At 74.2% G+C, this 22,800-nt stretch carries 15 protein-coding genes; 3 read left to right on the top strand and 12 right to left on the bottom strand.

All coding sequences use genetic code 11. From position 1 onward, the window contains the following. Nucleotide 1 precedes the first annotated feature (1 nt). Nucleotides 2–2,017 carry an acyltransferase family protein gene (locus tag ACFQS1_RS14175; protein ID WP_378967917.1) on the top strand — a complete coding sequence of 672 codons (2,016 nt, stop codon included), beginning with the start codon at nucleotides 2–4 and terminating at the stop codon, nucleotides 2,015–2,017. Between the two features lie 947 nt (nucleotides 2,018–2,964). Here ACFQS1_RS14175 and ACFQS1_RS14170 read toward each other — a convergent pair. Together ACFQS1_RS14170 and ACFQS1_RS14165 are read right to left on the bottom strand one after the other, a co-directional pair. Next, on the bottom strand, nucleotides 2,965–3,639 hold the full coding sequence (locus ACFQS1_RS14170) for a hypothetical protein (protein ID WP_378967915.1): 675 nt from the start codon (nucleotides 3,637–3,639) through the stop codon (nucleotides 2,965–2,967). 1 nt (nucleotide 3,640) lies between these two features. Then, entirely contained in the window at nucleotides 3,641–5,818 is a 2,178-nt protein-coding gene (locus ACFQS1_RS14165; protein WP_378967913.1) for a glycosyl transferase, read from the bottom strand. A 222-nt stretch (nucleotides 5,819–6,040) separates the two neighbouring features. On the opposite strand from ACFQS1_RS14165, the gene ACFQS1_RS14160 reads away from it, so the two are divergent. Then, nucleotides 6,041–6,526: a CAP domain-containing protein gene (locus tag ACFQS1_RS14160; RefSeq protein ID WP_378967911.1), complete on the top strand. Its 486-nt coding sequence runs from the start codon at nucleotides 6,041–6,043 to the stop codon at nucleotides 6,524–6,526. 1 nt (nucleotide 6,527) lies between these two features. Here the strand turns inward: ACFQS1_RS14160 and ACFQS1_RS14155 are convergent, their stop codons facing one another. The 4 genes from ACFQS1_RS14155 to ACFQS1_RS14140 are packed head-to-tail and all read right to left on the bottom strand — an operon-like array spanning nucleotide 6,528 to nucleotide 11,729. Further along, nucleotides 6,528–7,535: an O-methyltransferase gene (locus tag ACFQS1_RS14155; protein ID WP_378967909.1), complete on the bottom strand. Its 1,008-nt coding sequence runs from the start codon at nucleotides 7,533–7,535 to the stop codon at nucleotides 6,528–6,530. Between the two features lie 27 nt (nucleotides 7,536–7,562). Further along, nucleotides 7,563–9,122 (bottom strand): hypothetical protein, encoded by a 1,560-nt coding sequence (locus ACFQS1_RS14150; RefSeq protein ID WP_378967906.1) that lies wholly within the window; start codon nucleotides 9,120–9,122, stop codon nucleotides 7,563–7,565. A 26-nt stretch (nucleotides 9,123–9,148) separates the two neighbouring features. Next, a complete protein-coding gene (locus ACFQS1_RS14145; protein ID WP_378967904.1) occupies nucleotides 9,149–9,727 on the bottom strand; it encodes a hypothetical protein in 579 nt (192 codons plus the stop codon). Continuing rightward, a complete protein-coding gene (locus ACFQS1_RS14140) occupies nucleotides 9,711–11,729 on the bottom strand; it encodes a glycosyltransferase (protein ID WP_378967902.1) in 2,019 nt (672 codons plus the stop codon). Before ACFQS1_RS14140 ends, ACFQS1_RS14145 begins: the two co-directional genes overlap by 17 nt. Nucleotides 11,730–11,821: 92 nt before the next feature. Between ACFQS1_RS14140 and ACFQS1_RS14135 the strand changes: the two genes are divergently transcribed. Then, nucleotides 11,822–14,098, top strand: coding sequence for a glycosyltransferase family 2 protein (locus ACFQS1_RS14135; protein ID WP_378967900.1), 2,277 nt, complete (start codon nucleotides 11,822–11,824; stop codon nucleotides 14,096–14,098). A 132-nt stretch (nucleotides 14,099–14,230) separates the two neighbouring features. Here the strand turns inward: ACFQS1_RS14135 and ACFQS1_RS14130 are convergent, their stop codons facing one another. From ACFQS1_RS14130 to ACFQS1_RS14105, 6 genes are all read right to left on the bottom strand, one after another. After that, nucleotides 14,231–15,223: a class I SAM-dependent methyltransferase gene (locus tag ACFQS1_RS14130; protein WP_378967897.1), complete on the bottom strand. Its 993-nt coding sequence runs from the start codon at nucleotides 15,221–15,223 to the stop codon at nucleotides 14,231–14,233. A 31-nt stretch (nucleotides 15,224–15,254) separates the two neighbouring features. After that, nucleotides 15,255–17,717 carry a glycosyltransferase family 2 protein gene (locus tag ACFQS1_RS14125; RefSeq protein WP_378967895.1) on the bottom strand — a complete coding sequence of 821 codons (2,463 nt, stop codon included), beginning with the start codon at nucleotides 17,715–17,717 and terminating at the stop codon, nucleotides 15,255–15,257. Nucleotides 17,718–17,771: 54 nt separating this feature from the next. Continuing rightward, nucleotides 17,772–20,039, bottom strand: coding sequence for a [protein-PII] uridylyltransferase (locus ACFQS1_RS14120; RefSeq protein WP_378967893.1), 2,268 nt, complete (start codon nucleotides 20,037–20,039; stop codon nucleotides 17,772–17,774). Nucleotides 20,040–20,041: 2 nt separating this feature from the next. After that, the gene (locus tag ACFQS1_RS14115; RefSeq protein ID WP_020517993.1) at nucleotides 20,042–20,380 is read right to left on the bottom strand and encodes a P-II family nitrogen regulator; all 339 of its coding nucleotides are present in this window, start codon (nucleotides 20,378–20,380) and stop codon (nucleotides 20,042–20,044) included. A gap of 35 nt (nucleotides 20,381–20,415) precedes the next feature. Further along, a complete protein-coding gene (locus tag ACFQS1_RS14110) occupies nucleotides 20,416–21,783 on the bottom strand; it encodes an ammonium transporter (RefSeq protein ID WP_378967890.1) in 1,368 nt (455 codons plus the stop codon). Nucleotides 21,784–21,986: 203 nt separating this feature from the next. After that, nucleotides 21,987–22,784 carry a phosphotransferase gene (locus ACFQS1_RS14105; protein ID WP_378968196.1) on the bottom strand — a complete coding sequence of 266 codons (798 nt, stop codon included), beginning with the start codon at nucleotides 22,782–22,784 and terminating at the stop codon, nucleotides 21,987–21,989. Nucleotides 22,785–22,800: the final 16 nt, after the last annotated feature.

The following is a 22,800-nucleotide window of genomic DNA, read 5'->3' as shown; positions in this document are numbered from 1 at the left end:
GGTGCGCAACGTAGCGGACCTGGCCGTCCTCGAACCCGTCGCGCCCGGTCGCGACCAGGCGCCGGTCGACACCCAGCCCTCGTTCCGGCCGGACATCGAGGGGTTGCGCGCGGTGGCCGTGCTCCTCGTGGTGGCCGCGCACGCCGGCGTGCCCGGGCTGTCCGGCGGCTACGTGGGCGTGGACGTCTTCTTCGTCATCTCCGGCTTCCTCATCACGTCGCTGCTGCTGCGCGAGGCCGGCCGGCGCGGGCGCATCTCGGTGCTGGGCTTCTATCGGCGCCGCGCGGTCCGGCTGCTGCCCGCGGCCGCCGTCGTCCTGGTCGCCACGCTCATCGCGGCCCGCATCTGGCTGCCCACGGTGCGGCTCGGCGAATACTGCCGGGACGCGCTGTCGGCCGCCGCGTACGTCGCGAACTTGCGCTTCGCCGCGATCGGCACCGACTACCTGAGCGCCGACCGGCCGCCCTCGCCGTTCCAGCACTTCTGGTCGCTCGCCGTCGAGGAGCAGTTCTATCTGGTCTGGCCGCTGCTGATCCTGGCCGCCGCGCACCTGTGGCGGCGGCGTCGTCCGCTGGCGACGGTGCTGGCCGTGCTCGTGGTTGTCTCGTTCGTGCTGAGCGTCACCGAGACGGCCCGCTCGGCGCCGTGGGCGTACTTCGGCCCGCACACCCGCGCGTGGGAGCTCGGCGCGGGCGCGCTGCTGGCCCTGGGCATCGTGCGCCTGCACCGGACGCCGAAGGCCCTCGCGTGGGCCGGCCTGGCTGCGATCGTGGTGGCGGCCGTAGTTTTCGACGACGCCACCGCCTACCCCGGATGGCGCGCCCTGCTTCCGGTCGCCGGCGCGGTGGCGGTGATCGCGGCCGGCGGCAACCGGCTCCTCGAGCTCCGTCCGATGCAGACGGTCGGGCGCCTGTCGTACGGCTGGTATCTCTGGCACTGGCCGGTGCTGCTGATCGTGCCGATCGGCAGCGGCGTGGCCAAGGCGCTCCTGGCGCTGGGCCTGGCCTGGGCGACCTACCGCTGGGTCGAGAACCCGCTGCGGCACCGGCCCGCGCTACGAGCCGCGGGTCTGAGCTTCGGCGCGGCCCTGTCCGCCACCGTCGGGGTCGTCGCGGTGACGCTCGCCCTGCTGCCGCACGCCGTGCCGGCCGGCGCCCGCCGCGCCGACCTCCGCCAGACGCTCGCCTCGTCGGCGCACCCCGCACAGGATCTGGCCGCGGCGATCGAGGCGAGCCGCCGCCTCGGCCCGCTGCCCGCGAACCTGACTCCCGCCCTCACCAGGGCCGCCCGCGACCGCCCTCGCGTCTGGACCGACGGCTGCCACGCCGACGTCCCGGTCACCACCGCGCCCGCGGGCTGCTTCTATGGCGACCCGGCCGGCACCGAGACGGTCGTCCTCTTCGGCGATTCCCACGCGGCCCAGTGGTTTCCCGCGCTCGACCGGCTCGCCACCGAGCGCCGCTGGCGGCTGGTCGAGCTCACCAAGACCTCCTGCTCGGCCGCCGACGTGCCGCTCTGGCACGACACCCTCAAGCGCGAATACACCGAGTGCACCGCGTTCCACCGCTCGGCGATCGCCCGCATCACCGCGCTGCGCCCGGCCCTCGTCGTCGTCGGCTCAAGCTTCAACTACCGCCCCGCCCACCCGGCCGCCGATCTTGCCGGCCAGTGGCGCGCCGCCTGGGACCGCACCTTCGCCGAGCTCCGCGGCAGCGGCGCGCGGGTGGCCGCCATCGCCGACACCCCCTACATGGGCGGCTCGGTCCCCGAATGCCTCGCCGAGCCCGCGAACGCCGGCCACGCCGCCAACTGCACCCGCAGCCGGCGATCGACGGTGCGTGGCCCGGAGCAACGCCGGGTCTTCTTCGGGTACGACGTGATCGACCCGACCCCGTGGTTCTGCACCGACGCGTGCCCCGCGGTCATCGGCAACCTGCTCGTCTACCGCGACTCCAACCACATGACTACTACGTACGCGCGCGCCCTCGCCCCGCTGTTGGGGGCGCGCCTGCGCTGAGCTGATCCGTAGATAACGTCGACGACGTGAGACATGGCAGGACTTTGCAGGTCAGCGGGTTGTAGAGGCCCTGCCAGCTTGTTCGCCAAGCCCAAAGGGGTCTGCGAAGCCGTGCTCGTACTTGCCTAACCACCACCATCGGGTGACAGACGCGCTACCCCATTTACACAGCCCCACGGCAGCCCCGAAGGGGCGCGGACAATTTTGCTCTGCTCACCCGTGGGCAGCGTCCACGTCACGCCATCGCTGTGGACATTCCCCGATTTCTGTCGTACCCAGGTGGTCTACTCGGCCCCACCCAGTGCCGGGGCGGGGGATGGACTGTGGGCGGCTGCGGAGATCGATTAGCTGCTTGGTTTCGGAGGTCGAAGTTCGCAGGGCTCCGCCCCGCACCCCGGCCATCGCTGCGGAGATCTCTCTGGCGATGGTTGCGGTGGGGGCGTGGGTGATCTCGTTGCGCCGACACCGGAAGGCGATCACACCGGTGGCTGGGGTGCAAGCACACCCCGCTTGCACCCCAGCCACCGGCGCGATATTGCCGAGGGTGCCGTCGCAAGGAGATCACCCACTCAGGCGGGGGCTGTGGGGCGGCATTGCAAGCCGGATACCCTCCGGCCCGTCGCGCTGAGGCCGCGGGATCCCGCGATGTGGTGGGTTCTTCCAGTCCGTAGGAGGCCGTCCTGCATGCCGGCGGCGCGTCCCGGGAACTGGGCGAGCGGTCCATTTCATGAGATCACTAACCGTAAATATCGGGTATGTCGGGAGCAGTTGATGTCGGGCGGCCGAAGAATGGTGAGTATCTGCTTAACCCACACCGGAAATCATCAAGATCTCGCGTTGTCCCGCTGCCGGCGCGGGCTGAGGCTGGGCAGGCAGCCGGGCCGCGCGCCGACTGCGGTTGTGGACCAGACGGCGTATGCAGCGCATGGGTGAGCAGAGCAAACGGGTCAGCGCAGCAGGTCGGCCAGGGTCGGCGGCTGGGCGCGGTCGACGATCACCGTGCGGGCGGTCTCGTGGTCGCGGTAGAGGCGGGACAAGCGCTGGGTCAGCACGTCGTCCCACGGCTTGTCCGGGCGGTGCCGCTCCCAGGTGGCCCGGTCCGGCAGGTACTCGATGAGCACGCCTAGGTCCCGCAGCAGCGCGAACGACGGGCAGTCGGTGACCACGACCGGGCGGTGGTCGGGGCTGACCAGCAGGCGCTGCCGCAGGGTCAGCACGAACTCGCGGACCGCCGCGATGTCCAGCCCGATCGCCACGTACAGGTGGGCGGGCGGACGCTGGGCGGCGGCGGGCGCGCGCCGTACCTCCGAGGGCCGGCCGCCGGGCCGGCGGCGACGCATCCGCCGCACCACCGCGCGGGTCAGGCGCGGCACCGTGTGCACCGGGTCCTTCACGAGCGACACCAGGCCGAGGCCGAGCCGGTAGGACTCGCTCTGGCGCAGCCGCTCCAGGCGCTTGCGCTCGCGGTCGCGCTCCTTGCGCGCGGTCTCGGCGTTCTCCTGCTCCTCGGCGAGCCGCACCTCGAGCGAGCGCATCCGGCCGGCCATGGCGGCCAGCTCCCAGCGGGCCCGCTCAGGCGCGTCCAGCACCACCCGGTGCGACGGGATCTTGACCTCGTGCACGTCAGCCTCCGTGTCGGCGGGGCCGCAGCCCGCTCAGCCACGCGGCGGCGGGGCCGCCGCCGTTCTCGAACGCCAGTTCCTGGCAGCGGTGCGCCAGGCCGGCCCGCACCTCGGGGCGCGCGGCCTGGTCGAGCACCTCCTCGAGCTCGCCGGTCGACGGATCCTCGACGGCCAGCGCCACGCCGGTGGCGGCGGCGAAGCGGGCCCGGCCGATCTGGTCGTCGAGCCGGGTGGACGCGTTGGGCAGGAACACGGTGGGCACGGCGAAGCCGATCTGCTCGTGGAACGAGTTGTAGCCGGACGCGCTGACCGCGAGGTCGAAGGCGCGCAGGTAGCGGCTCACCGGGTAGAGCTTGACCGCCTTGGCGCCGGCCACCCGCGGCAGCGGCGTGGTGGCGATCGTCGACTCGGCCAGCACCAGCTGGAAGCCACGCTCGGTGAGGTGCTGGCAGATCCGGGCGACCGGCGACGAGATGTCGTTGATGTTCCCGGCCCCGAGCTGGATCAGCGCGGCGGGCCGCTCGTCCAGCTCCAGGAAGGCGCGCGCCGCGGACCGGGTGAGCAGCTCGCTGTCGTCGAGGAAGGTGATCGGCTCGACCTGCACGGCGTTGGGCCGGTCGGCGACGGTCGGGCCCTCGTCGACGACCGCCGCGAACTCGCCGGGCTCGAGGATGTGGTCGAAGACCTTGCCCTCGGTGATCCAGTCCCCGCCGACGCCCCGCTGCCACATGGCCCGGCGCACCCACACCCAGACGATGCCGGGATGGTCGCGGACCGCCTCGACGATCCCGGCGTGCGGCAGGCAGTCGACCGCGACCACGGCCGGCTCGTGCAGGTCGATGAGGTGGGCCAGGCGGTCGCGCAGCAGCGCGGTCCAGCGCGGCTGCGCGGCCTGCAGCACCTTGCGGGACGGGATGTACTCGGTGAGGAACCCCTCGCCGTGGGCGACCGAGGCGGCGTACGACTGGGTGGCGATCACCGCGGTGTGGTCGGCGGGCAGCCGGCGGGCGATCGCCATCAGCCGGGAGAGGTGACCCATCCCGGCGCCGTTGTCGCTGACCATCAGCACCCGGCGCGCGGCGGGCGGAGCCGGGCGCACCGCCGGCCCGGCGGGCGGGGAGATCTTCGGCCGGATGCCCAGGGCGGCCAGGCGGGTCAGGTGCGACTGGTGCCCGTAGCGGTGCTCGGCGAACTCGCGGGCGCGGCTCGCCACCGCGCGGTAGCGGGCCGGGTCGGCGTACAGGTCGCGGACCAGGCCGGCCACCCCGGCCGGGGTGGTGTAAAGCGCGGCGTCGGCGAAGGTGGGCCGGAAATGCTCGCCGATGATCACCGGTACGCCGCTGGCCATCGCCTCGAGGATCGTCCGGCCGAACGCCTCGACCAGGTCGGGGTCGTGGAAGTAGACGAAGAAGTCGATGGTGCGCAGGAACTCCTCGGGCGACTCGGCGCCGAACGGGACCACATCCCAGTTCTCCGGCCGGTGCCCGATCCGCCGTACGGCGATGTCGCCGCCGCCCAGCACCCGCACGCGGCACGACTCGGCCGGATAGGCCTGCAGGATCTCGTCCGGGTCGAGCGGCCACTTCACCGGGTCGCCGCGCCCGTGCCGGCCGATCACCGGCACGTCGCCGACGAAGCCGTCCCGGTCGCGCCACCAGTGCGCCACGTCGATGATCTCGTGCCAGTCGGCGCCGGCGAGCCGGGCGTCCGGTTCGACCTGCCGCACCTGGTCGCGCACCTGGGAGCTGATCGGCGCCCACTCCACCCGGGGACCGAAGTAGCGGTGCACCCGGTCGCGGACGGCCGCGAAGTCGTAGTAGCGGTAGGGGTTGCCCGCGTCGCCCGGCGGCTGGTTGATGACCATGACGGTCCGCTCGGCGCGCACCACCGGCACCACCGACAGGTCCGCGGTGAAGATCCGGGGCTGGCGTACGAGCAGCAGCTTGCACCGCACCGGTTCGTCGTCCCGGGCCAGCGTGGCCACGCCGTCGCGCAGCAGGTCGCTGATCCGCGGGCTGAACGGCAGCGCCTTGGGCTGGTGCGGCGACGGCACGTGCACGAGCACCGTGGACAGGGCCGCCTCGGCCTGGGCGTGCACCTCGGCGGCGATGCTGGCCGAGGTGCCGCCGGGATAGCGGAAGTCCGACAGGATCGCCACGTCGTAAGTGGTCGCGGGCACGTTGTGGATCTCCCTTGGTCGGCGCATTCGGCTCCCGAACACCCAACGAGAGACCGGCGTGCACCGTGACGGCAACCGGCGGCCGGTAGCCAACCGTCCGGCAACCCAGAGGCCCCGGCAAGGCAACCGCCGCGGCGTCAAGCGGGCTCGTCCGGGGCCGAACTTGGTCGGTGAACGCGGCGGTAGCAGCCGCGAGCCCACCACCGAAAGGCAGCTCACTCGATGCGTACCAAGATCTCCCGGCGTCTGGCCCTGATCGCGATGATCCCCGCCACCCTGCTCGGCCTGGTCATGGTGGCCGCACCGGCGAGCGCCGCGGTGGTGAGCGAGGCCAAGCTGCAGGGCGACGTCGCCTACCTGACCAACAAGCAGCGCCTGCTGCACGGCTGCAAGTCGATCCACATCGACGCCCGGCTGACCAAAGCCGCCCGCGCGCACAGCGGCTACATGGCCAAGACCGGCGCGTTCAGCCACACCGGCGCCGGCCGCTCGACGTTCGTCAGCCGGGTCAAGGCCGCGCACTACCCGCGGCCGGCCGGCGAGAACATCGCGTACGGCTTCCGCACCGGCGTCGACGTCGTGAAGGCGTGGATGGCCTCGCCGGGGCACCGCGCCAACATCCTCAACTGCAAGGCCAAGACCATCGGCGTCGGCGCCGTCTACGCGAGGTCCGGCAACGTGTACTACACCCAGGAGTTCGGCTACTGAGCTACTGCGGAGTCAGCTGGCGCACCATGCGCCGGTAGGAAAGAACCGCGTGCCGGCCGGGGGCCTCACCTTCTTGGGTGAGGCCCTCGATCGTCTCCATCCACCGGCGCAGCGCCGCCTGCTCGTCGTGCCGGTGCGCGTCGTCGAAGACCACCGTCGCCGCGTCGGCGAGCTTGTCCTCCAGCACGCGCATTGCCGGGTACCGGGCGTCCGGCCCGGTCTTCTCCGGCGGCCCGTCGATCAGCAGCAGGTCCACCTCGCGCAGGTCGGCCAGCGCGTCGGTGTCGTACCAGGGGAAGCTGCGGCCGTCGAGCAGCACCGGGCGCAGCGGGGCGTCGCGCACCTCGGCCACCTCGGTGAGCCCGTGCGCGGCCAGCGCGGCCCTGGTCTTCTCGGCGTAGCCGGGATCGTGGTCGAGCGAGACCAGCCGGCCCCCGGTCTTCTCCAGCGCGTAGGCGATCCAGACCGTGGACGTGCCGCTGCCCAGCTCCAGCACGAGCCGGGGCCGGCGGGTGCGGACCAGCTGCACCAGGTCGAGCAGGTCGGTGGGGTTCAGCGCGAACCCGCCGGACGTCGGCATCGGCGCCCGCGGCGTGAAGCCCTGGAACAACTGCACCAGCGCCTCGATCTCGCCGGTCTGCGCGCGCAGCAGCCGATCGGTGCCGTTGGCCGCGGCCTTCTGCTGCGCGGCCAGCGTGTCCACCAGCTCCCGGTGCCGGTCGCCCGCGGTGAGCAGCATCTCCTCCACCGCGCCGAGCAGCCGGCGCTGGGTGTGGTCGAGCACCTGCCGCACGTCGCGCTGCGCGGCCCGGTGCGCCCCGAGCAGCCCGGTCAGCCGGCGGGCGAGCAGGAGCAGGCCGCCGAGCACCCCGCACAGGAAGACGCCGAGGACGGTGAGCGCGAGGCCGAGGTGCCCGGTGAGGGCGCTCGCGGCGTCGGCGGCGCAGAGGACGGCCGCGGCGGCCAGCAGGCCCGCCTGACGGCGGTTGAGTTTCCGCAATCGGCTCATCATCACACCTCGTCAACGCCCGCACCCTCAGCGGGTTACGGGACAGAACGGCTGCCCGGCGCGCTGCCGCGCCGCGGCGTCGAACGCCTTGTCGAACCGGCGGGCCAGGGTCGTGCCGCCGGGGTTGAGCGCGAAGAACTCGGCGCGCAGCGCGCAGCGGCGGGCCGCGCCGGCCGGGGTCCGGTCGAAGTCGGCGACCGCCAAGGCGAGGCGGTCGTCGAGCCGCGCGACCGGCGACTCCTGCACGGTGTCCCGGAAGCGCTTGTTGGTCGTGGCGGAGACCGCGGCCCCGGCCACCAGCAGGGCGATCAGGGCGCCCAGCAGCGGCCGGCGCGGGCGGGCCAGGTGGGCGGCGGCCACGGTCAGCAGGGCGCCGCCGGGCGCGACGACGGCGGTGTCCCGCCAGCCCTGTCCCCAGCGGTGCGCAGCGACGAGCTGCTGCACGTCGGCGCTGAGCGAGGCCAGTGCCGCGCCCAGCACGACCAGGGTCAGGGCGACCGTCGCCAGGGCGGTGGCGGCCGGGCGGCCGACCGTCCCGAGGCGGCGCAGGTCGCGGGTGGCGACCCAGCCGAGGGCGGCGAGGGCGGCCAGCGCGAGACCGAGCACCACGGCGGAGAGCTCGCCGCCCCCGCGTACCGCGCTCTGCCACTGCAGCGGCGGCAGCCAGGCGATGACGCGTACGGGAAAGGCTTCTGCCACCGCGGAGCTCACGGCGATGTCGGAGCCGTGGTAGCACGGGCCTTCGCCGCAGTAGCGCTGAATGACCACCCGGACCGCGACGAAGACCGGCAGGAAACCCACCCACAGCAGGCCCAGCGCGCGGGCCGGCGGGGACGCGAGAACGGTCCGCCAGTCCCGGCCCAGCACCCATCGGCCGCGGGCCGCCACCACGACCGTGGCCAGCGGCAGGGCGAGGTAGGTGAGCTCGTTGAACGCGGCCAGCGCCGCCCCGCCCGCCAGCAGCGGCCCGATCTGCCATCCGCGAAGCCTCGCCAGGCGCGGCACCGCGGCCGCGATCAGCAGGACCAGCGCGGCGGTCGTGAAGTAGAGGCCGCCGAAGAGCACCACCGGGCTGGACCGGCCGGCCGCCACCAGGACCGCGCCGACCGCGAACGGCGTTACGGCGGCCACTGTGGACGGTGGCGCGCGGAACAGCCGGCCGCCGGACACCACGCTCTCGGCCAGCACCAGCACGGCCACCCCGAGCAGCATCGCCGCCGCCAGCGACACCGCGCGCAGGCCCACGTTCGCGGGCAGGCCGAACACGTCGCCCAGCGCGTACGCGGCCAGGTCGGCCAGCTTCTCCAGCATCCGGCCGAGCGGCCGGAAGTTGCCGTTGCGCAGGTAGCCCGGCAGCGACTCGAGCGTGTGCGGCACGATCCGCGCGGGGTCGTCCCGGAACAGCCCGCCGTGCCAGTACACGTTGTACTTGTGGTCGGCGGTCGGGGCGAGGGCGATCAGCGGGGCGAGCACGACCATCGGCACGAGCGCGGCGCGCGTCAGGGCGCGACGCCACAACGCGCCGATCGGTGGTCCCTCGACGACGAAGCGCATCGCGATGCGGGGTTTCGGAATGACCGCGGTCATACGGCGGCCAACGAGGCCGCACCGGGTCAGTTACTCAGCAGGCGGGCCAGCGTGGGCGGATCGCGCGGGTCGACCACCACCGCGCCGCACGCCCGATGGTCCCGGCAGAGCTGGGCGATCCGGCCCGCGAGCAGCGCCTCCCAGTCGGCGCCGGGATCGTGCCGGCGCCAGGTCTCCGGGTCCGGCAGGTACTCGAGCACCACGCCCGGCACCTGCAGGCCGCGCAGCGCCGGCTGGTCGGTCACCATGACCGGCAGATGGTCGCCGTCCACCACGATCCGCTGCCGCAGCGCGCGCACGAGCCCGTGCGACGCGTCCCGGTCCAGCCCGACCGCGACGTAGACCCGGGCCGGCACCGGTCCGGCGGGCAGCCCGCGGCGCGGCGCGGCGGGCCGGCCCCGGCGGATCCGCCGCAGGACGGCGATCGGGTCGGTGAGGGCCCGGCCGATCCGGTACGCACGGCTGCCCCGCAGCGCCGCCATCAGCCGCCGATGCCGATCCCGTTCCTCGAGCGCGGCGTCCCGCTCGGCCTCGACCGAGCGCAGTCGCCCGGTGAGGGTGGCCACCTCCCAGCGGGCCAGCGCGAGGTCATCGGCTTCCGGCACGGTCCACCTCCTCGTGCCGCCCGCGGCAGAACCCGGCGAGCCACGCGGCGGCGTCCGCGGCGCCGTTGCCGAAGGACAGCTCGGCGCAGCGCCGGCTCAGCGCCTCGCGCGCCGCGGGGTCGGCGAGCTTCGCCAGCTCGACCCCGGCCGCCTCGTCGTCGGTGGCGTAGCGGGCCGCCCCGGCCGCCGCCGCGAACCGGGCCCGGGCCAGCTCGTCGTCCCAGGCGGCCGGGTCGGGCACGAACACGGTCGGCACCCGCGCGCCGAGCAGCTCGTGGAAGCTCGTGTAGTCGGCCCGGGAGACGGCGACGGTGACGTCCTCGAGGCCGGCGTCCCCGGCCGGCGCGAAGCCCGGCAGGTCGGCGTCGACGCCCCGGCACAGCAGCGTCGGCTCGCCGGGGCGTCGCACGATCCGGGCCGGCAGGTCGGTGATCGGGTCCACGGTGGACACCCCGTGCCGGGAGGTGGTGGTCCAGCCCTCGTCGCCGGCCGCCGCGAACTCGCCGGGTTCGAGGATGCCGGCGAAGGACAACCCGCGGGCGGCCCACTCGCCGCCGGTCCCGCGCCGCCACATGGCCGGGCGCAGCCACAGCCACCGGGTCGCCGGGGTCTGCTCGATCGCGCCGAGGATCCCGTCGTGCGGCAGGCCGCCGACCAGCACCGCGCGCGGGCCGTACAGCTCGACGAGGTGGCGCAGCCGGTCGCGGACGAAGGCGGGCCAGCGGGCCGGCGGCACCCCGAGGTCGGCGGCGCCGGGGAGGTACTCGGTGAGCAGGCCGGCCGCGTGCGCCTCGGCGACGCTCGCGGTGCCGACCACGACCGCCTCGAGGTCGCGCGGCAGGCGGCGGGCGATGGCCGTGAAGCGGGCCACGTCGTCGCCGACCATCAGGACCCGGCGACTCCTGCGGACGATGCGGGCCGGTCGCGCCGGCGTCTTCGGCAAACCGCGCGGCATCACGCCCAGCGAGGCCAGCCGGGCGATGTGCGAGGCGCTGCCGAAGTTGTCGGTGACGAACCGCCGGGCCCGCTCGACCTGGGCGTCGTACGCGTCCCGGTCGTGATGCAGCCGCCGCACCACCTCCCGTACCCCGGCCGGCTCGCAGTAGATCGCCGCCTCGCCGAAGACGGCCCGGAAATGCGGCCCGACGATGACCGGCACCCCGCTGGCCATCGCCTCGAGGATGGTCCGCCCGAACGCCTCCTTCCAGACCGGGTCGTGGAAGTAGACGAAGAAGTCGAGCCCGGCCAGGAAGTCCCGGGGCGACTCGGCGCCGAACTCGATCACCTCCCATGAGCGCGGCGTCCGGCCGAGCCGGTGCACGCCGATCTCGCCGCCGCCGAGGATGCGCACCTTGAAGTCCGGCGAGTCCGGGTAGGCCTGCAGCAGCTCACCCGGGTCGCGCGGCCATTTCACCGGGTCCGGCCGGCCGTGCCGGCCGATCACCGGCACGTCGCCCGGCTCGCGGCGGTGCTCGGCCCGCCAGTCGGCGACGTCGATGATCTCGTGCCAATCGGTGTCCGGCAGCGCCGCCGAGGGCGCGACCTGCAGCACGTTGTCGCGCACCTGGGTGCTGATCGGCGCCCACACGGCCGCGCCGCCGAAGAGCCGCTCGACCCGCTCGCGCACCTCGTCGAAGACGTAGTAGCACTGGGCGTGCCGCTCGTCGCCGGGCGGCTGGTTGAGCACGACGATGGTGTGCCCGGCCCGGATCCGGGGCACGGCGGCCGGCTCCTCGGTGAAGATCCGGGGCTGGCGGATCAGCAGCACCCGGGCGGTGATCTCGGCGCCGTCGTCGTGCGCGAGGTCGGCCAGGCCCTCGCGCAGGCAGGCGACGATCCGTTCCTGGAACGGCCGGGCGTGCTTGAGGTGCGGCGACGGCAGGTGGCAGAGCACGGTGGACAGTCCGGCGGCGGCCTGGGCGCGCACCTCGGCCACGATGCTCGCCGAATTGCCGCCCGGGTACCGCAGATCGGACAGGATCGCGACGTCGTACTGGGGCACGCGGGGACAAACGATGGGAACCAAGGGGGCGATACGGACAATTCACCCGAGTCTCTCGGTCGTTAAGAACATCGAGACGCTAGGAGGACTCGATGCCGGAACCGCACCCGCTCGCCGTCGCCGCCCTGCAGGCCCGATCGGTCGCCGCCCGCGCGCCGCTGGCCCGCGCCGCCGCGGCGGCCGGGGATCCCTGGGCGGAGGGCGAGCTGGCCCGGGTGATCGCGTTGCAGGACCTGCGCCCGGACGACCGGGCCGAGGCCCTGGCGATCCTGGCCCGGTTGCGGTGCGCCGGGACCATCGCGCCCGCGCATCAGGGGCTGCACTGCCAGCTGGCGTACGCGGTCGGCGACCACACCCTGGCCCGGACGCTGCTGTCGGAGTACCCCGGCGTCGCCGAGCCCATCCGCACGGCGGTCGAGCTCGATCTGCGCCCCGGCGACTGGGCCGGGCGGTTCGCGGCCCTGCTGCCGCACCCCGCGGTCCGGGTCGCCGAGGGCCCCGGCCCCGCGCTCGACCGGCTGGTCACCGGCGCCGCCCAGCGCATCGGCCACCCCGCCCGGATCACCACCGTCGTCACCACCTGGCGGCCCGGCCAGGCGCTGCTCACCGCCGTGCGCTCGCTGGCCGCGCAGACCTGGACCAACCACGAGATCCTGCTGATCGACGACGGCTCGCCGGCCGAGTTCGACCCGGTGCTGCGGGCCGCGACCGCGCTCGACCCGCGGGTGCGACTGATCCGGATGGTCGCCAACGGCGGCACCTACGTGGCCCGCAACGCCGGGCTGGACGCCGCCACCGGCGACTTCGTCACGTTCCAGGACTCCGACGACTGGTCGCACCCGCTGCGGCTGGAGCGCCAGGTCGCGCCGCTGCTCGCCGACGAGGCGATCTTCTCGACCACCTCGACCGGCATGCGGGTCACCCCCGAGCTGGTGCTCACCCGGGTCGGCGTGGAGCAGACCCGGTCGTACAACCTGTCGTCGCTGATGATCCGGCGGGCCGCCGCGCTGAACCGGGTCGGCTACCTCGACCCGGTGCGCAAGGGCGCCGACGCCGAGTACGTCGAGCGGGCCCGCGCCGTCTTCGGCCGACCCGCCACCGCACATCTCGGCGGCGCCCCGCTGGCCCTGATCCGGCTCGGCGACGACTCGCTCTCCAGCGCCGACTACCGGCCCGGCTGGATGCACCCGGCCCGCCGCTCGTACCTGTCGGCGTTCCAGGCCTGGCACACCAAGATCAAGAACGACAAGGCCGATCCCAAGGCGGCCCGGGCGTTCGCCGCGCCGCGCCGGATCCGCGGCGAGAGCGGCCCGCGCGCGTACGACGTGGTGCTGGCCGGGGACTGGACCACGGCCGGGGGCGCCGGGGCGGCCGGCATCGGGCAGCTGCGGGCGCTGCGGGACAAGAAGCTGCGCGCCGCCCTGCTGCACCTCGACGTGCTGGCCCACCTGCGCCAGGGCCCGCGCAACCTGGACCCGGCCGTGCAGGATCTGATCAACTCGGGCGAGCTGACCCAGGTCGAGCTCACCGACGACGTCCGCGCCCGGCTGGTGGTGGCCCGCTCGGCCCGGGTGCTGCAGCACGCGCCCGACCTGCCCAGCGGGATCCGCGCCCAGCGGGTGGTGATCGAGTCGGCCACCGTCTCGCGCTCGGCCGCCGCGTCCAGCCGCCGGTTGTTCGGCCGCCGGCCGCTCTGGGCGCCGGCCGGGCCGGACGGCCGCCGCCTGCTCACCGCCGCGCTGGCCGAGGACCCGCTGGCCGACGGCGCGCCGGGCGACCAGCTCACGGCGGTCGACCTGCCGGGCACGGTCGACCCGGCGCAGTGGCGGCTCGACCGGCGCGGGCCGCGGGCGGACCGGCCGGTGGTGGGCCGCCGCTGCCGGGGCGGGCGGGCCGAGTGGCAGCGGCTGCGCGGCGAGATCCCGGACGGCGCCCGGGTCGACGTACGCCTGCTCGACGCCGACGGCACCGCACCCCGCTCGTTCGGCCGGGCCGGCGCGCCGCGCTCCTGGCTCGTCTACGGCCCAGCCGAGGTGAGCCTCCGCTCGTTCCTCTACCAGGTCGACTTCTACCTGCACCTGCCTCGCCCGGACGCGCCCGCCGACCCGGATCCCGACCTGCTGGCCGCGCTGGCCTCCGGCTGCGTGGTGCTGCTGCCCTACCGCTACGCCGCGACCTTCGGCGACGCCGCCGTCTACTGCGAGGCGAACGAGGTGCCGGAGACGGTGCGGCTGCTGCACGCGGACCGGGCCTCGCTGCGGGCGCAGGCGTCCCGCGGCCCCGAGTTCGTCCGCCGCCACCATCCCCACGAGGTGTACGCCGACCGGGCGGCCCAGTTGGCAACCCAAGGGCACCCGGCCCGCGGGTAAACCGGGCGGGCGCACGGCCGATCTGAGCAGGCGTACGACCGATCGGCCGGCCCCCGCCGGCAGATGCCGCGGGAGGATCCCCTGACTCCGCGGCCCCGCGACCCCGCCGTCCCCCGCGGCGGGGTCGCGCTTCTATGTGGCGGACGTGGTCCGGCGGCCCGCGAGCGCCGTCCAGCGGCCGGCGAGCTTGCGGTCCTCGGCGAGGCCGAACCCGCCCTGCCGCGGCGCCACCCGGGTGGGCGCCTCGTCGACCACCACGGTGCCCTCGTCCGCGAGGCGGCGGCCCAGCACGTGCAGCGCCGGGGACACCGCGTCCGGGCCGGGTGCTGCGGTGCCGTCCACCACGAGCAGGTCGATGTCCTGCAGGCCGTCCAGCGCGTCGACGTCGTACCAGTCAACGGTTTTGCCCTCGACGGACAGCTCGGCCAGCGGCACGTGCCGGACCTCGACGGCCGTGAGGCCGTGCTCGCGCAACGCCGCCTCGGCCTGATCCGCCCGGGCCCGATCGTGATCCACGACGACCAGCCGCCCGCCGGACGGGGCCAGCGCGTAACCGAGCCACACCGCCGCCGGCCCACTGCCCAGCGCCACGGTCAGCGCCGGGCGGCGGCTCGACGCGACGGTGTGCAGGCCGAGCAGGTCGCTGGGGTTGAGCGCGCCGCCGGTCGGCATCGGGGCGCGCGGCGTGACCCGCTGGAAGAGCTGGAACAGCGCCTCGATCTCCCGGCTCTGCTCGCGCAGCAGCAGCTCGGCGCCGCGCCCGGTGAGACGCTCGGCCCGCGACAGCGACTCGGTGAGCTCCTGATGACGGTCGCCGGCGGCCAGCCGTTCCTTCTCCACCGCGGCGATCACCCGGCGCTGCAGCTGCTCGACGAGCAGCCGCAGGTCGCGCACGGCCTCGCGGTTGGCGCGGCCGACGCCGGCCACCCGCCGGGTCAGGTGGATCACCCCGGCCGGCACCGCCACCAGCAGCAACGCGAGCAGGCTGGTGGCGAGCGCGGCCCGGCCCGCGGCCGAGGCCACCGCGACCCCGGCGCCGATCGCCGCCGCGAGCACCAACCCGGCAACCTGCCGGCGAGGGAGCCCCAGAACGGCCCTGACCAGCTTCTTCAGCTTGGTTTTCACCCGTCCGGCCACCCCGCCACCCTGGAAACGACTAAAGGCACACTCCGCCTAACGCGGGCGAAACGGCCACCGTTACGGGAAGCATCTCCATGATCCGCTCGACGAAGCCGGCCGGATCATGCGCGCGGGCGACCACCGCACGGGCCCGGCGACTCTGCTCGGCGAACAGCGCCGGGTCGGCCCGGTACCGCGCGATCAGCGGCCCGGCCTCCGACCGGCCGCAGTAGACGGCGGCGTCCCCGTACAGCCCGGCATACCGCTCGGGCATCACCACCACGCAGCCCATCGCAGCCGCCTCCATCGCCGGCCGCGAATACCACTCGGCGCTCTCCGGCGGCGGGAAGTGCAGGTAGAAGTCGAGCTGGTGGAGGAAGGCGCGCGGACCCAGGTCGCTCGCCTCGTAACCGAGCCAGGTGCGGCGCAGCGGCGCCTCGATCGAGCCGCGAGGCCGGTCGGGCAGGCGCACCCGCAGGTCGGCGTCGGGCAGGCGGCGGCAGACCGAGAGCGATTCGCCCAGGTCCGGCGGCCAGTTGGCGGCGTCGCAGAGATCGGTGCCGGCGAGCGGCGGGCCGGGGGCGGCTCCGGCTCGCTCCGCGACCCATCCGCCGGGCGCCAGCGCGGTGGGCCAGTCACGCATTTCCCGGGTACGGACGAAAGCCCGCACCCCCGGATCCTGCGGCACCCAGCCGGGGTCCGCGCCGAAGAGCCGGCGCGCCGCCTCGCTGCAGGTCTCCTGGTCGTAGCGCCGGTCGTGCCCGTCGCTGCGCACCGGCGCCCGGTCGGCGACCACCACGGTCCGTCCGCCGCGGACCCGGCTCTGCTGACCGAGCGCGAACTGCAGCACCGCCGCCTGCCGCACGACGATCAGGCCGGCCTCGACCGGGTCCGGCAACGCGACCCGGTCCACCACGCCGTCGTTGATCATGTCCTGCACCGGCGCGCACAGCGGCTGCCGCTTGAGATGGACCGCGCGGTACGACTCCAGTTGCAGCACCGCGACCCGCAGCCCGGCCGCGGCCAGCGCCCGCAGCTCGTCGATCGCGGTGCGCTGGGCGCTCTCCAGGAACCGCCAGTCCGCCACCATGACGACGTCGTACGACTTCTCCGAAACGTCGCCCAGGAGGTGACCGGGCGCCGGGAAGGGCCGCCCCGACCCGTCGGCCGGCCGTACCGGCGACGCCGTCCCGTCCGCGATCCGCTGGTGCCACCGCAGGTACGCCGAGCTGTACGCCACCCGCGCCGGGTGCATCCAGTTCGGCTTGATCTCCGAGCGGGACAGCGAGTTCGCGCTCAGCCGGATCAGCGCCAGCGGCGGCCCGTCGACGTGCCGCACCCGCCGCGCCCCGAACGCGGCCTGGATCCGACCGATGTACTCGCTGTCGGCGGCCTTGCGCACCCGATCGAACCAGCCGACCCGGCCGAGCACCGCGGTGCGGCGGAACACCAGCGACGACGGGTTGAACCGGCCGCTGCGCACCCCGGGCCGGCTGAGCATGAGCTGGTCGGTCACGGCCAGCCCGTCCGAGGTGGTGGCGACCAGCCGGCGGTCCTCGAGCATCGGCCGCACCTGCAGCTCGAGCCGGCGCGGGTGGGACCAGTCGTCGGAGTCCTGGAACGCCGCGAACTCGCCGCCGGCCGCGTCCAGCCCGGCGTTGCGGGCCGCGTACGTGCCGGCGTTGACGGCGAGCTTGACCAGCCGGATCCGGTCGCCGAGCGCGGCCGCGGCCCGCAGCACCTCGTCGTACTCCGGCGGCGACGCGTCATCGACCAGCACGATCTCCACGTTGGCCCAGCTCTGGGCGAGGATCGACCGGACCGCCGTGAGCAGTCCCCGGTCCGGCCGGTAGGACGTCACCACCACCGACACCCGGTGCGCGGCCTCGACCCGCTCGACGGCCGGCGCGGCCAGCCGGTCGAACGGCACGCCCTCGCCCGCGCCCACGGTCGGCCCGGGCGCCGGCAGCATCGCCTGGAAGGCCCGCGACCAGGGCTCCGGCTCCCCGTAGCCGGCGAACGGGTTGATCAGGTCGGCCCGCAGGCAGGCCAGCGCCGGGTCGTTGATCTTGCGGTATCCCCGCAGCAGCTCGCGGGCCCGATCGGGCCCCTCGTCGGCCAGCGCCAGCTGAACGTGCAGCGCCTGGTTGGCCGGATTGAGCGCCCGGCCGCCGACCGCGCGCCGGATCAGCTCGTAGACCGCGAGCGCGTCGACCCGGTCGGTGGGCAGCAGCTCCTGCTGCGCGAGCGTCTGCGCCACCGCGGCCAGCAACGGCGGATTCACCCGCCGGCGGATCTTCCGCAGCCACCGCCGGTCGCCGGCCCGGGCCGCGGTCAGCAGCTCGTCGAGCGTGCCGGCGTCGCCCAGCGCCGCTCGCGCCTGCAGCTGCCGGGCGGCCAGCGAGCGGTTGCGGGTGACGGTGGCGGTCAGCGCCAGCCGCAGCCGCGGGCCGATCGCCCGGATGTGATCATCGAGCAGACCGGATAGGTGGGATTCCACGCCCCGACCAACGGCGACGGCGCTCTTTGGTTACACCGCGGCCAGCCTCTTTGGTCACACCGCGGCCAGCACGGCCGCCTCGACCCGATCCCGTTCGGCCTGGTCGGCCCACGTCCCGACCAGATAGAACGCGTCCACCACGTCACCGCCGAGGGTGGAGATCCGGGCCGCGCGCACCTCGGCGCCGGCCTCGTCGAGCGCGCTCGCCACCCGGTAGAGCAGCCCGGGCGAGTCGGCCGCGCGCAGCTCCAGCACCGCCGCGTCGGTCGCCGCGTCACGCTGCCAGACCACTCGCGGCGAGGCGGTGCCGCCGCGGGCGCTCATCGCCCGGGCCCGCACCCGCTGGGTGACCGAGACGTCCCCGCCCGCGACCCGGCGCAAATCGGCGGCGAGCGCCAGCGGGTCGTACGGCGAGCCGTAGCGCGGCTGGGTGAGGAACTCGACGATGGCCCGGCCGCCGACCGTGGACGTGTTCGCGCCGGCCACGTCGAGCCGGTGCAGGGCCAGGCACGCGGCGACCTGGCCGAGCAGGCCGCGCCGGTCGGCGGCGGCCACCGCCACCCGGTCGCCGTCCAGGTGCACGGCCGGCAGGTCGCCGTCGAGCAGCTCGGGGTCGGGCGCCGGCGGCTCGGGCAGCTCGCCGGTGTCCAGCGCGGCGTGCGCCCGCTCGACCAGCTCGGCCATTAGCCGGCCCTTCCAGTCCGACCAGGCGGCCGGGCCGGTGGCGCGCGAGTCGGCGCGGGACAGCGCGTGCAGCAGATCGAGGGTGGCCGGGTCGCCGACCTGGCCGGCCACGGTCGAGATGGTCACCGGGTCGCTCAGGTCGCGCCGGGTGGCCACCTCGGGCAGCAGCAGGTGCAGGCGCACCAGCTTCTCGATCGTGGCGACGTCGGCCGGCGGCAGGCCGATCCGGGTGGCGATCTCGGCGGCGATCGGGGCGCCGACGACGCTGTGATCCCCGGGCAGGCCCTTGCCGACGTCATGCAGGAAGGCGCCGATCAGCAGCAGGTCGGGCCGATCCACCTCGCGGGCGTACGCGGTGGCCTCGTAGGCGGCCTGCACCAGGTGCCGGTCGAGGGTGAAGCGGTGCACCGGGTGGTGCTGCGGCAGGCTGCGCATCCGGGCCCACTCGGGCAGCCAGGCGTCGATCAGCCCGTACCGGTCGCAGGCCTCCCAGGTGGGCAGCAGGCCGGGCCCGGAGCCGAGCAGCGAGACCAGCGCGGCGCGGGCGGCCGGCGGCCAGGGGTTGGGCAGCGGCGGGCTGAACGCGGCGAGCCACTCGCTGGTGGCGCGGGCGATCGGCAGCCGCACGGTGGCGGCCGCGGCGGCCACGCGCAGCGAGAGGGCCGGGTCGGGCACCGGCCCGATGGCGGTACGCGCCAGCACCAGCTCGCCGTCCTGCTCGACCACGTCGCGGGCGACCGGGCGGCGGATCGGCAACCCGCCCGCGGCCCCGCGCCGGCGGCCGGCGGTGAGCCGGTCGACCGCCCGCCAGGCGTCGTCGACCGCGTGCGCGACGGTGCGCGCGTCGCCGGCCACCCGGCGCAGCAGCGCGTCCCCGTCGTCGAGCTCGAGCAGCTCGCCGACCGCGCCGCGCTCCTGGGCGACCAGCCGGTCGACCCGGCGGGCGACGGCGAGGTGCAGGGCGTCCCGGGTGTCCAGCAGCCGCAGGTTGGCGGCGCGCACCGCGGGGCGCATGGTGTCGGCGACGCCGGCCCGGCCGATGCCGCGCAGGATCGTGACGTCGCGCAGCCCGCCGGCCGCCTCCTTGAGGTCGCCCTCGAGCAGGAAGGCGAGCTCGCCGTGGCTCGCCCAGCGGGCGGCGGTGAGCTCCTTGAGCTGCGGCATCAGGCGTACGGCGGTGCGCCGCCACTGGTCGCCGGCGGCCGCGATCAGCTCGCCGGAGAGGGCGGCGTCGCCGGCGATGTGCCGGGCGTCGAGCAGGCCGAGGGCGACCTTCACGTCGTCGTGCGCCACCGACAGCGCCTCCGGCAGCGTGCGCACGGAGTGGTCGAGGCCGAGCCGGGCGTCCCAGATCGGATACCAGAGGCCGGAGGCGATCCGGTCGATCCCGGCGGTGCCGTTGTGCAGCAGCACCAGGTCGAGATCGCTGTACGGCGCGCAGTCGCGCCGGCCGAGCCCGCCCACCGCGACCAGGCTCACCCCGGGCAGGTGGGCCGGGAAGACCTGGGTGAGCCAGGCGTCGAGCGCCGCCGCCCGGTCGGCCCGGGCGGCAGCGCCGATGTGATCGCGTAGTTTGTCGAGCGAACCGCCGACCGGCACCGACGGCGGGGCCGGCGGCTCGCTGGACATGTCGGTCATCCTCAGAGCGCGTCGAGGCCGCGCTCGCCGGTACGGACCCGGACGACCTCCTCGACGGCGGTCACCCAGACCTTCCCGTCGCCGATCTTGCCGGTCCGCGCCGAGGTGACGACGGCGTCGACGATCTTGTCAACGTCGATCTCGTCGGTAACCACCTCGACCTTGATCTTGGGCAGGAACTCCACCGTGTACTCGGCGCCCCGGTACACCTCGGTGTGGCCCTTCTGCCGCCCGTACCCCTGCACCTCGCTCACGGTCAGGCCGGTCACGCCAAGGGCGTGCAGCGCCTCTTTCACCGCGTCGAGCTGGTACGGCTTGATGACCGCGGTCACCAGCTTCATGCTCAGTCCCTCTCTCGGAGCAGTCATACGGGTATCTAACCGGCAACCTTCTGGCTGACGTCCGCCTTGCCGTCGGCGTCGACCTGCTTCCCGGCGCCGAGGCCGGCCATCGCGAACGCGCTGCCGCCCGAGCCGCCGGCCGGGGTGAAGTCGTACGCGGTCTCACCGTGGTCGGCGATGTCGATGCCGCCGACCTCGGCCTCCTCGCTGACCCGGAAGACCTTGAGGGCCTTGAGGACCAGGGCGAGGATCGCGGCGATCGCGAACGAGTAGATGGTGACCGAGATGCTGCCGACGAACTGCCGGCCGAGCTGGGTGGCGCCGCCCCCGTAGAACAGGCCCTCGCTCGCCCCGAGCCCGTCGGTGATCGCGCTGTTCACCTGGGTGGTGGCGAAGAAGCCGATGGCCAGCGAGCCGACCCATCCGCCGACGAAGTGGACGCCGACCACGTCGAGCGAGTCGTCGTAGCCGAGCCGGTACTTGAGGCCGACGGCGAGCGCGCAGGCCGCGCCGGCGATGATGCCGATCAGGGCGGCCGGCAGCGGGGCGACGAAGCCACAGGCCGGGGTGATGGCGACCAGGCCGGCGACCGCGCCGGAGGACGCGCCGACCAGGGTCGGCTTGCCGTCGCGCAGCCACTCCACGATGCACCAGCCGCAGAGCGCGGCGGCCGTGGCGAGCTGCGTGTTCACGAAGGCGACCGCGGTGGTGCTGTCGACGGTCAGCTCGGAGCCGGCGTTGAAGCCGAACCAGCCGAACCACAGCAGGCCGGCGCCGAGGGCGACGAACGGGACGTTGTGCGGGCGCATGTTCTCCCGCGGCCAGCCGATGCGCTTGCCCAGCACCAGCGCGACGCCGAGAGCGGCCGCACCGGCGTTGATGTGCACCGCGGTGCCACCGGCGAAGTCGAGCGCGTGCAGGTTGGCGCCGATCCAGCCGCCGCCCCAGACCCAGTGCGCGACCGGGACGTAGACCAGCGTGAACCAGCCGAACGCGAACAGCACCCAGCCGCCGAACTTGAGGCGGTCGGAGAGGGCGCCGCTGATCAGCGCGACGGTGATGATGGCGAACATCATCTGGAACGCCATGAAGACGTACGTGGGGATGCCGGTCTCGCCCCAGATCTCCGAAGTCCAGGTCGTGCCCGAGCCCCAGTACTGCGTGAAGCTGCCGAAGAACTTGTTCAGGCCGTCGCTGCCGTTCGAGCCGAACGCCAGCGTGAAGCCGTACAGGGCCCACAGGACGGAGATGAGCCCGATCGACGAGAAGCTCATCATCATCATGTTCAACATGCCCTTGTTCCGGTTGAGGCCACCGTAGAACAGCGCCAGACCGGGGGTCATAAGCAGAACGAGCGCAGACGACAGGAGCAACCAGGCGGTATTGCCGGTATCGATCTCCACGCTGCCTCCTCTCGGATTATTGGTGTCCTCCCACACGACCCACAGGGCAGCGTCGCCAGTCGGCCGGTTCGGGCAGAAGACTTCCGGTCGGAGGTTTCACGCACGGTCTACGCGCGATTTCCGGCGCGTGACGGGTTGTTTCGTACGTGTGAAGAAACTCTCACAGGCACGGCGCCGAACCCGCCGAAATAGGGTCAATACCCCTAACGAAGCGCGTATTCGAGAGTGTGGCGCTCGTAATCGAGCAGCCGCAGGTCGCGCATCGGGCGGCGCAGGTGGCCCTTGTGCACGATCCGCACGAAGGCCGGGTCGCCGGCCGCCGCCATCCGCCGGATGCCCTCGACGTGGTCGACGATCCGCTTGCGGATGGTGCGGACCAGCCGGTGCCGGTCGCGCGGGATCAGCCCGTACGCGTCCGCGAACAGCCGCAGCCGGCGCGGCCGGTTCGGCCGCTTCCAGCCCAGGGTGTACGAGTCGCGGTCGCTGAACAGCGGCACCCAGGTCCACGCCGCGTAGGCCACGTCGTAGATGCGGGCGCCCGGCGAGGCCAGGTCGAAGTCGATCAGGGCGAGCGTGCCGTCCGGCCGCCAGACCACGTTGTGCGGGGCCGCGTCGTGGTGGCAGATCACCTCGGTGTCCGGCGGGGGCGGCCCGAACGAGCGCCACACCGCGTTCGGCGGCGGGACGAAGCCGTACTGCGCGTCGTGGAACATGCGCAGCATGGTCGCGACGGTGACCAGCGCCTCCTCGGTCACCCAGTGCGGGGCCAGCGGGTACTCACCGCACTCGCCGTCGAGGTACGACAGGACCTCGCGGCCCTTCTCGTCCACGCCGAGCGCGTGCGGCGACCCGGTGAAGCCCACCCGCTCGAGGTGGTTGAGCAGCGCGTGCACGGCCGGCGTCCACGGCCCGGTGTTCCGCCGGACGGTGTCGCCGACCCTCGAGACCGTGCTGACGTTGCCGCCGTGCAGCGGAATCTCCCGCACCGGCTCCTGCGCCACCCACGGCCCCCTCAGG

This window comes from Paractinoplanes rhizophilus (assembly GCF_042664765.1).
Classification (GTDB): Bacteria; Actinomycetota; Actinomycetes; order Mycobacteriales; family Micromonosporaceae; genus Actinoplanes; species Actinoplanes rhizophilus.
Note: the sequence above shows the minus strand (reverse complement) of the source record. Positions and strands in the feature narration are given on the sequence as shown.

Coding starts and splice junctions, on each gene's coding strand:
- ACFQS1_RS14135 (WP_378967900.1), top strand. CDS start 11,822: ATGCCGGAACCGCACCCGCTCGCCGTCGCCGCCCTGCAGGCCCGATCG.
- ACFQS1_RS14150 (WP_378967906.1), bottom strand. CDS start 9,122: ATGACCGCGGTCATTCCGAAACCCCGCATCGCGATGCGCTTCGTCGTC.
- ACFQS1_RS14115 (WP_020517993.1), bottom strand. CDS start 20,380: ATGAAGCTGGTGACCGCGGTCATCAAGCCGTACCAGCTCGACGCGGTG.
- ACFQS1_RS14155 (WP_378967909.1), bottom strand. CDS start 7,535: ATGAGCCGATTGCGGAAACTCAACCGCCGTCAGGCGGGCCTGCTGGCC.
- ACFQS1_RS14120 (WP_378967893.1), bottom strand. CDS start 20,039: ATGACCGACATGTCCAGCGAGCCGCCGGCCCCGCCGTCGGTGCCGGTC.
- ACFQS1_RS14160 (WP_378967911.1), top strand. CDS start 6,041: ATGCGTACCAAGATCTCCCGGCGTCTGGCCCTGATCGCGATGATCCCC.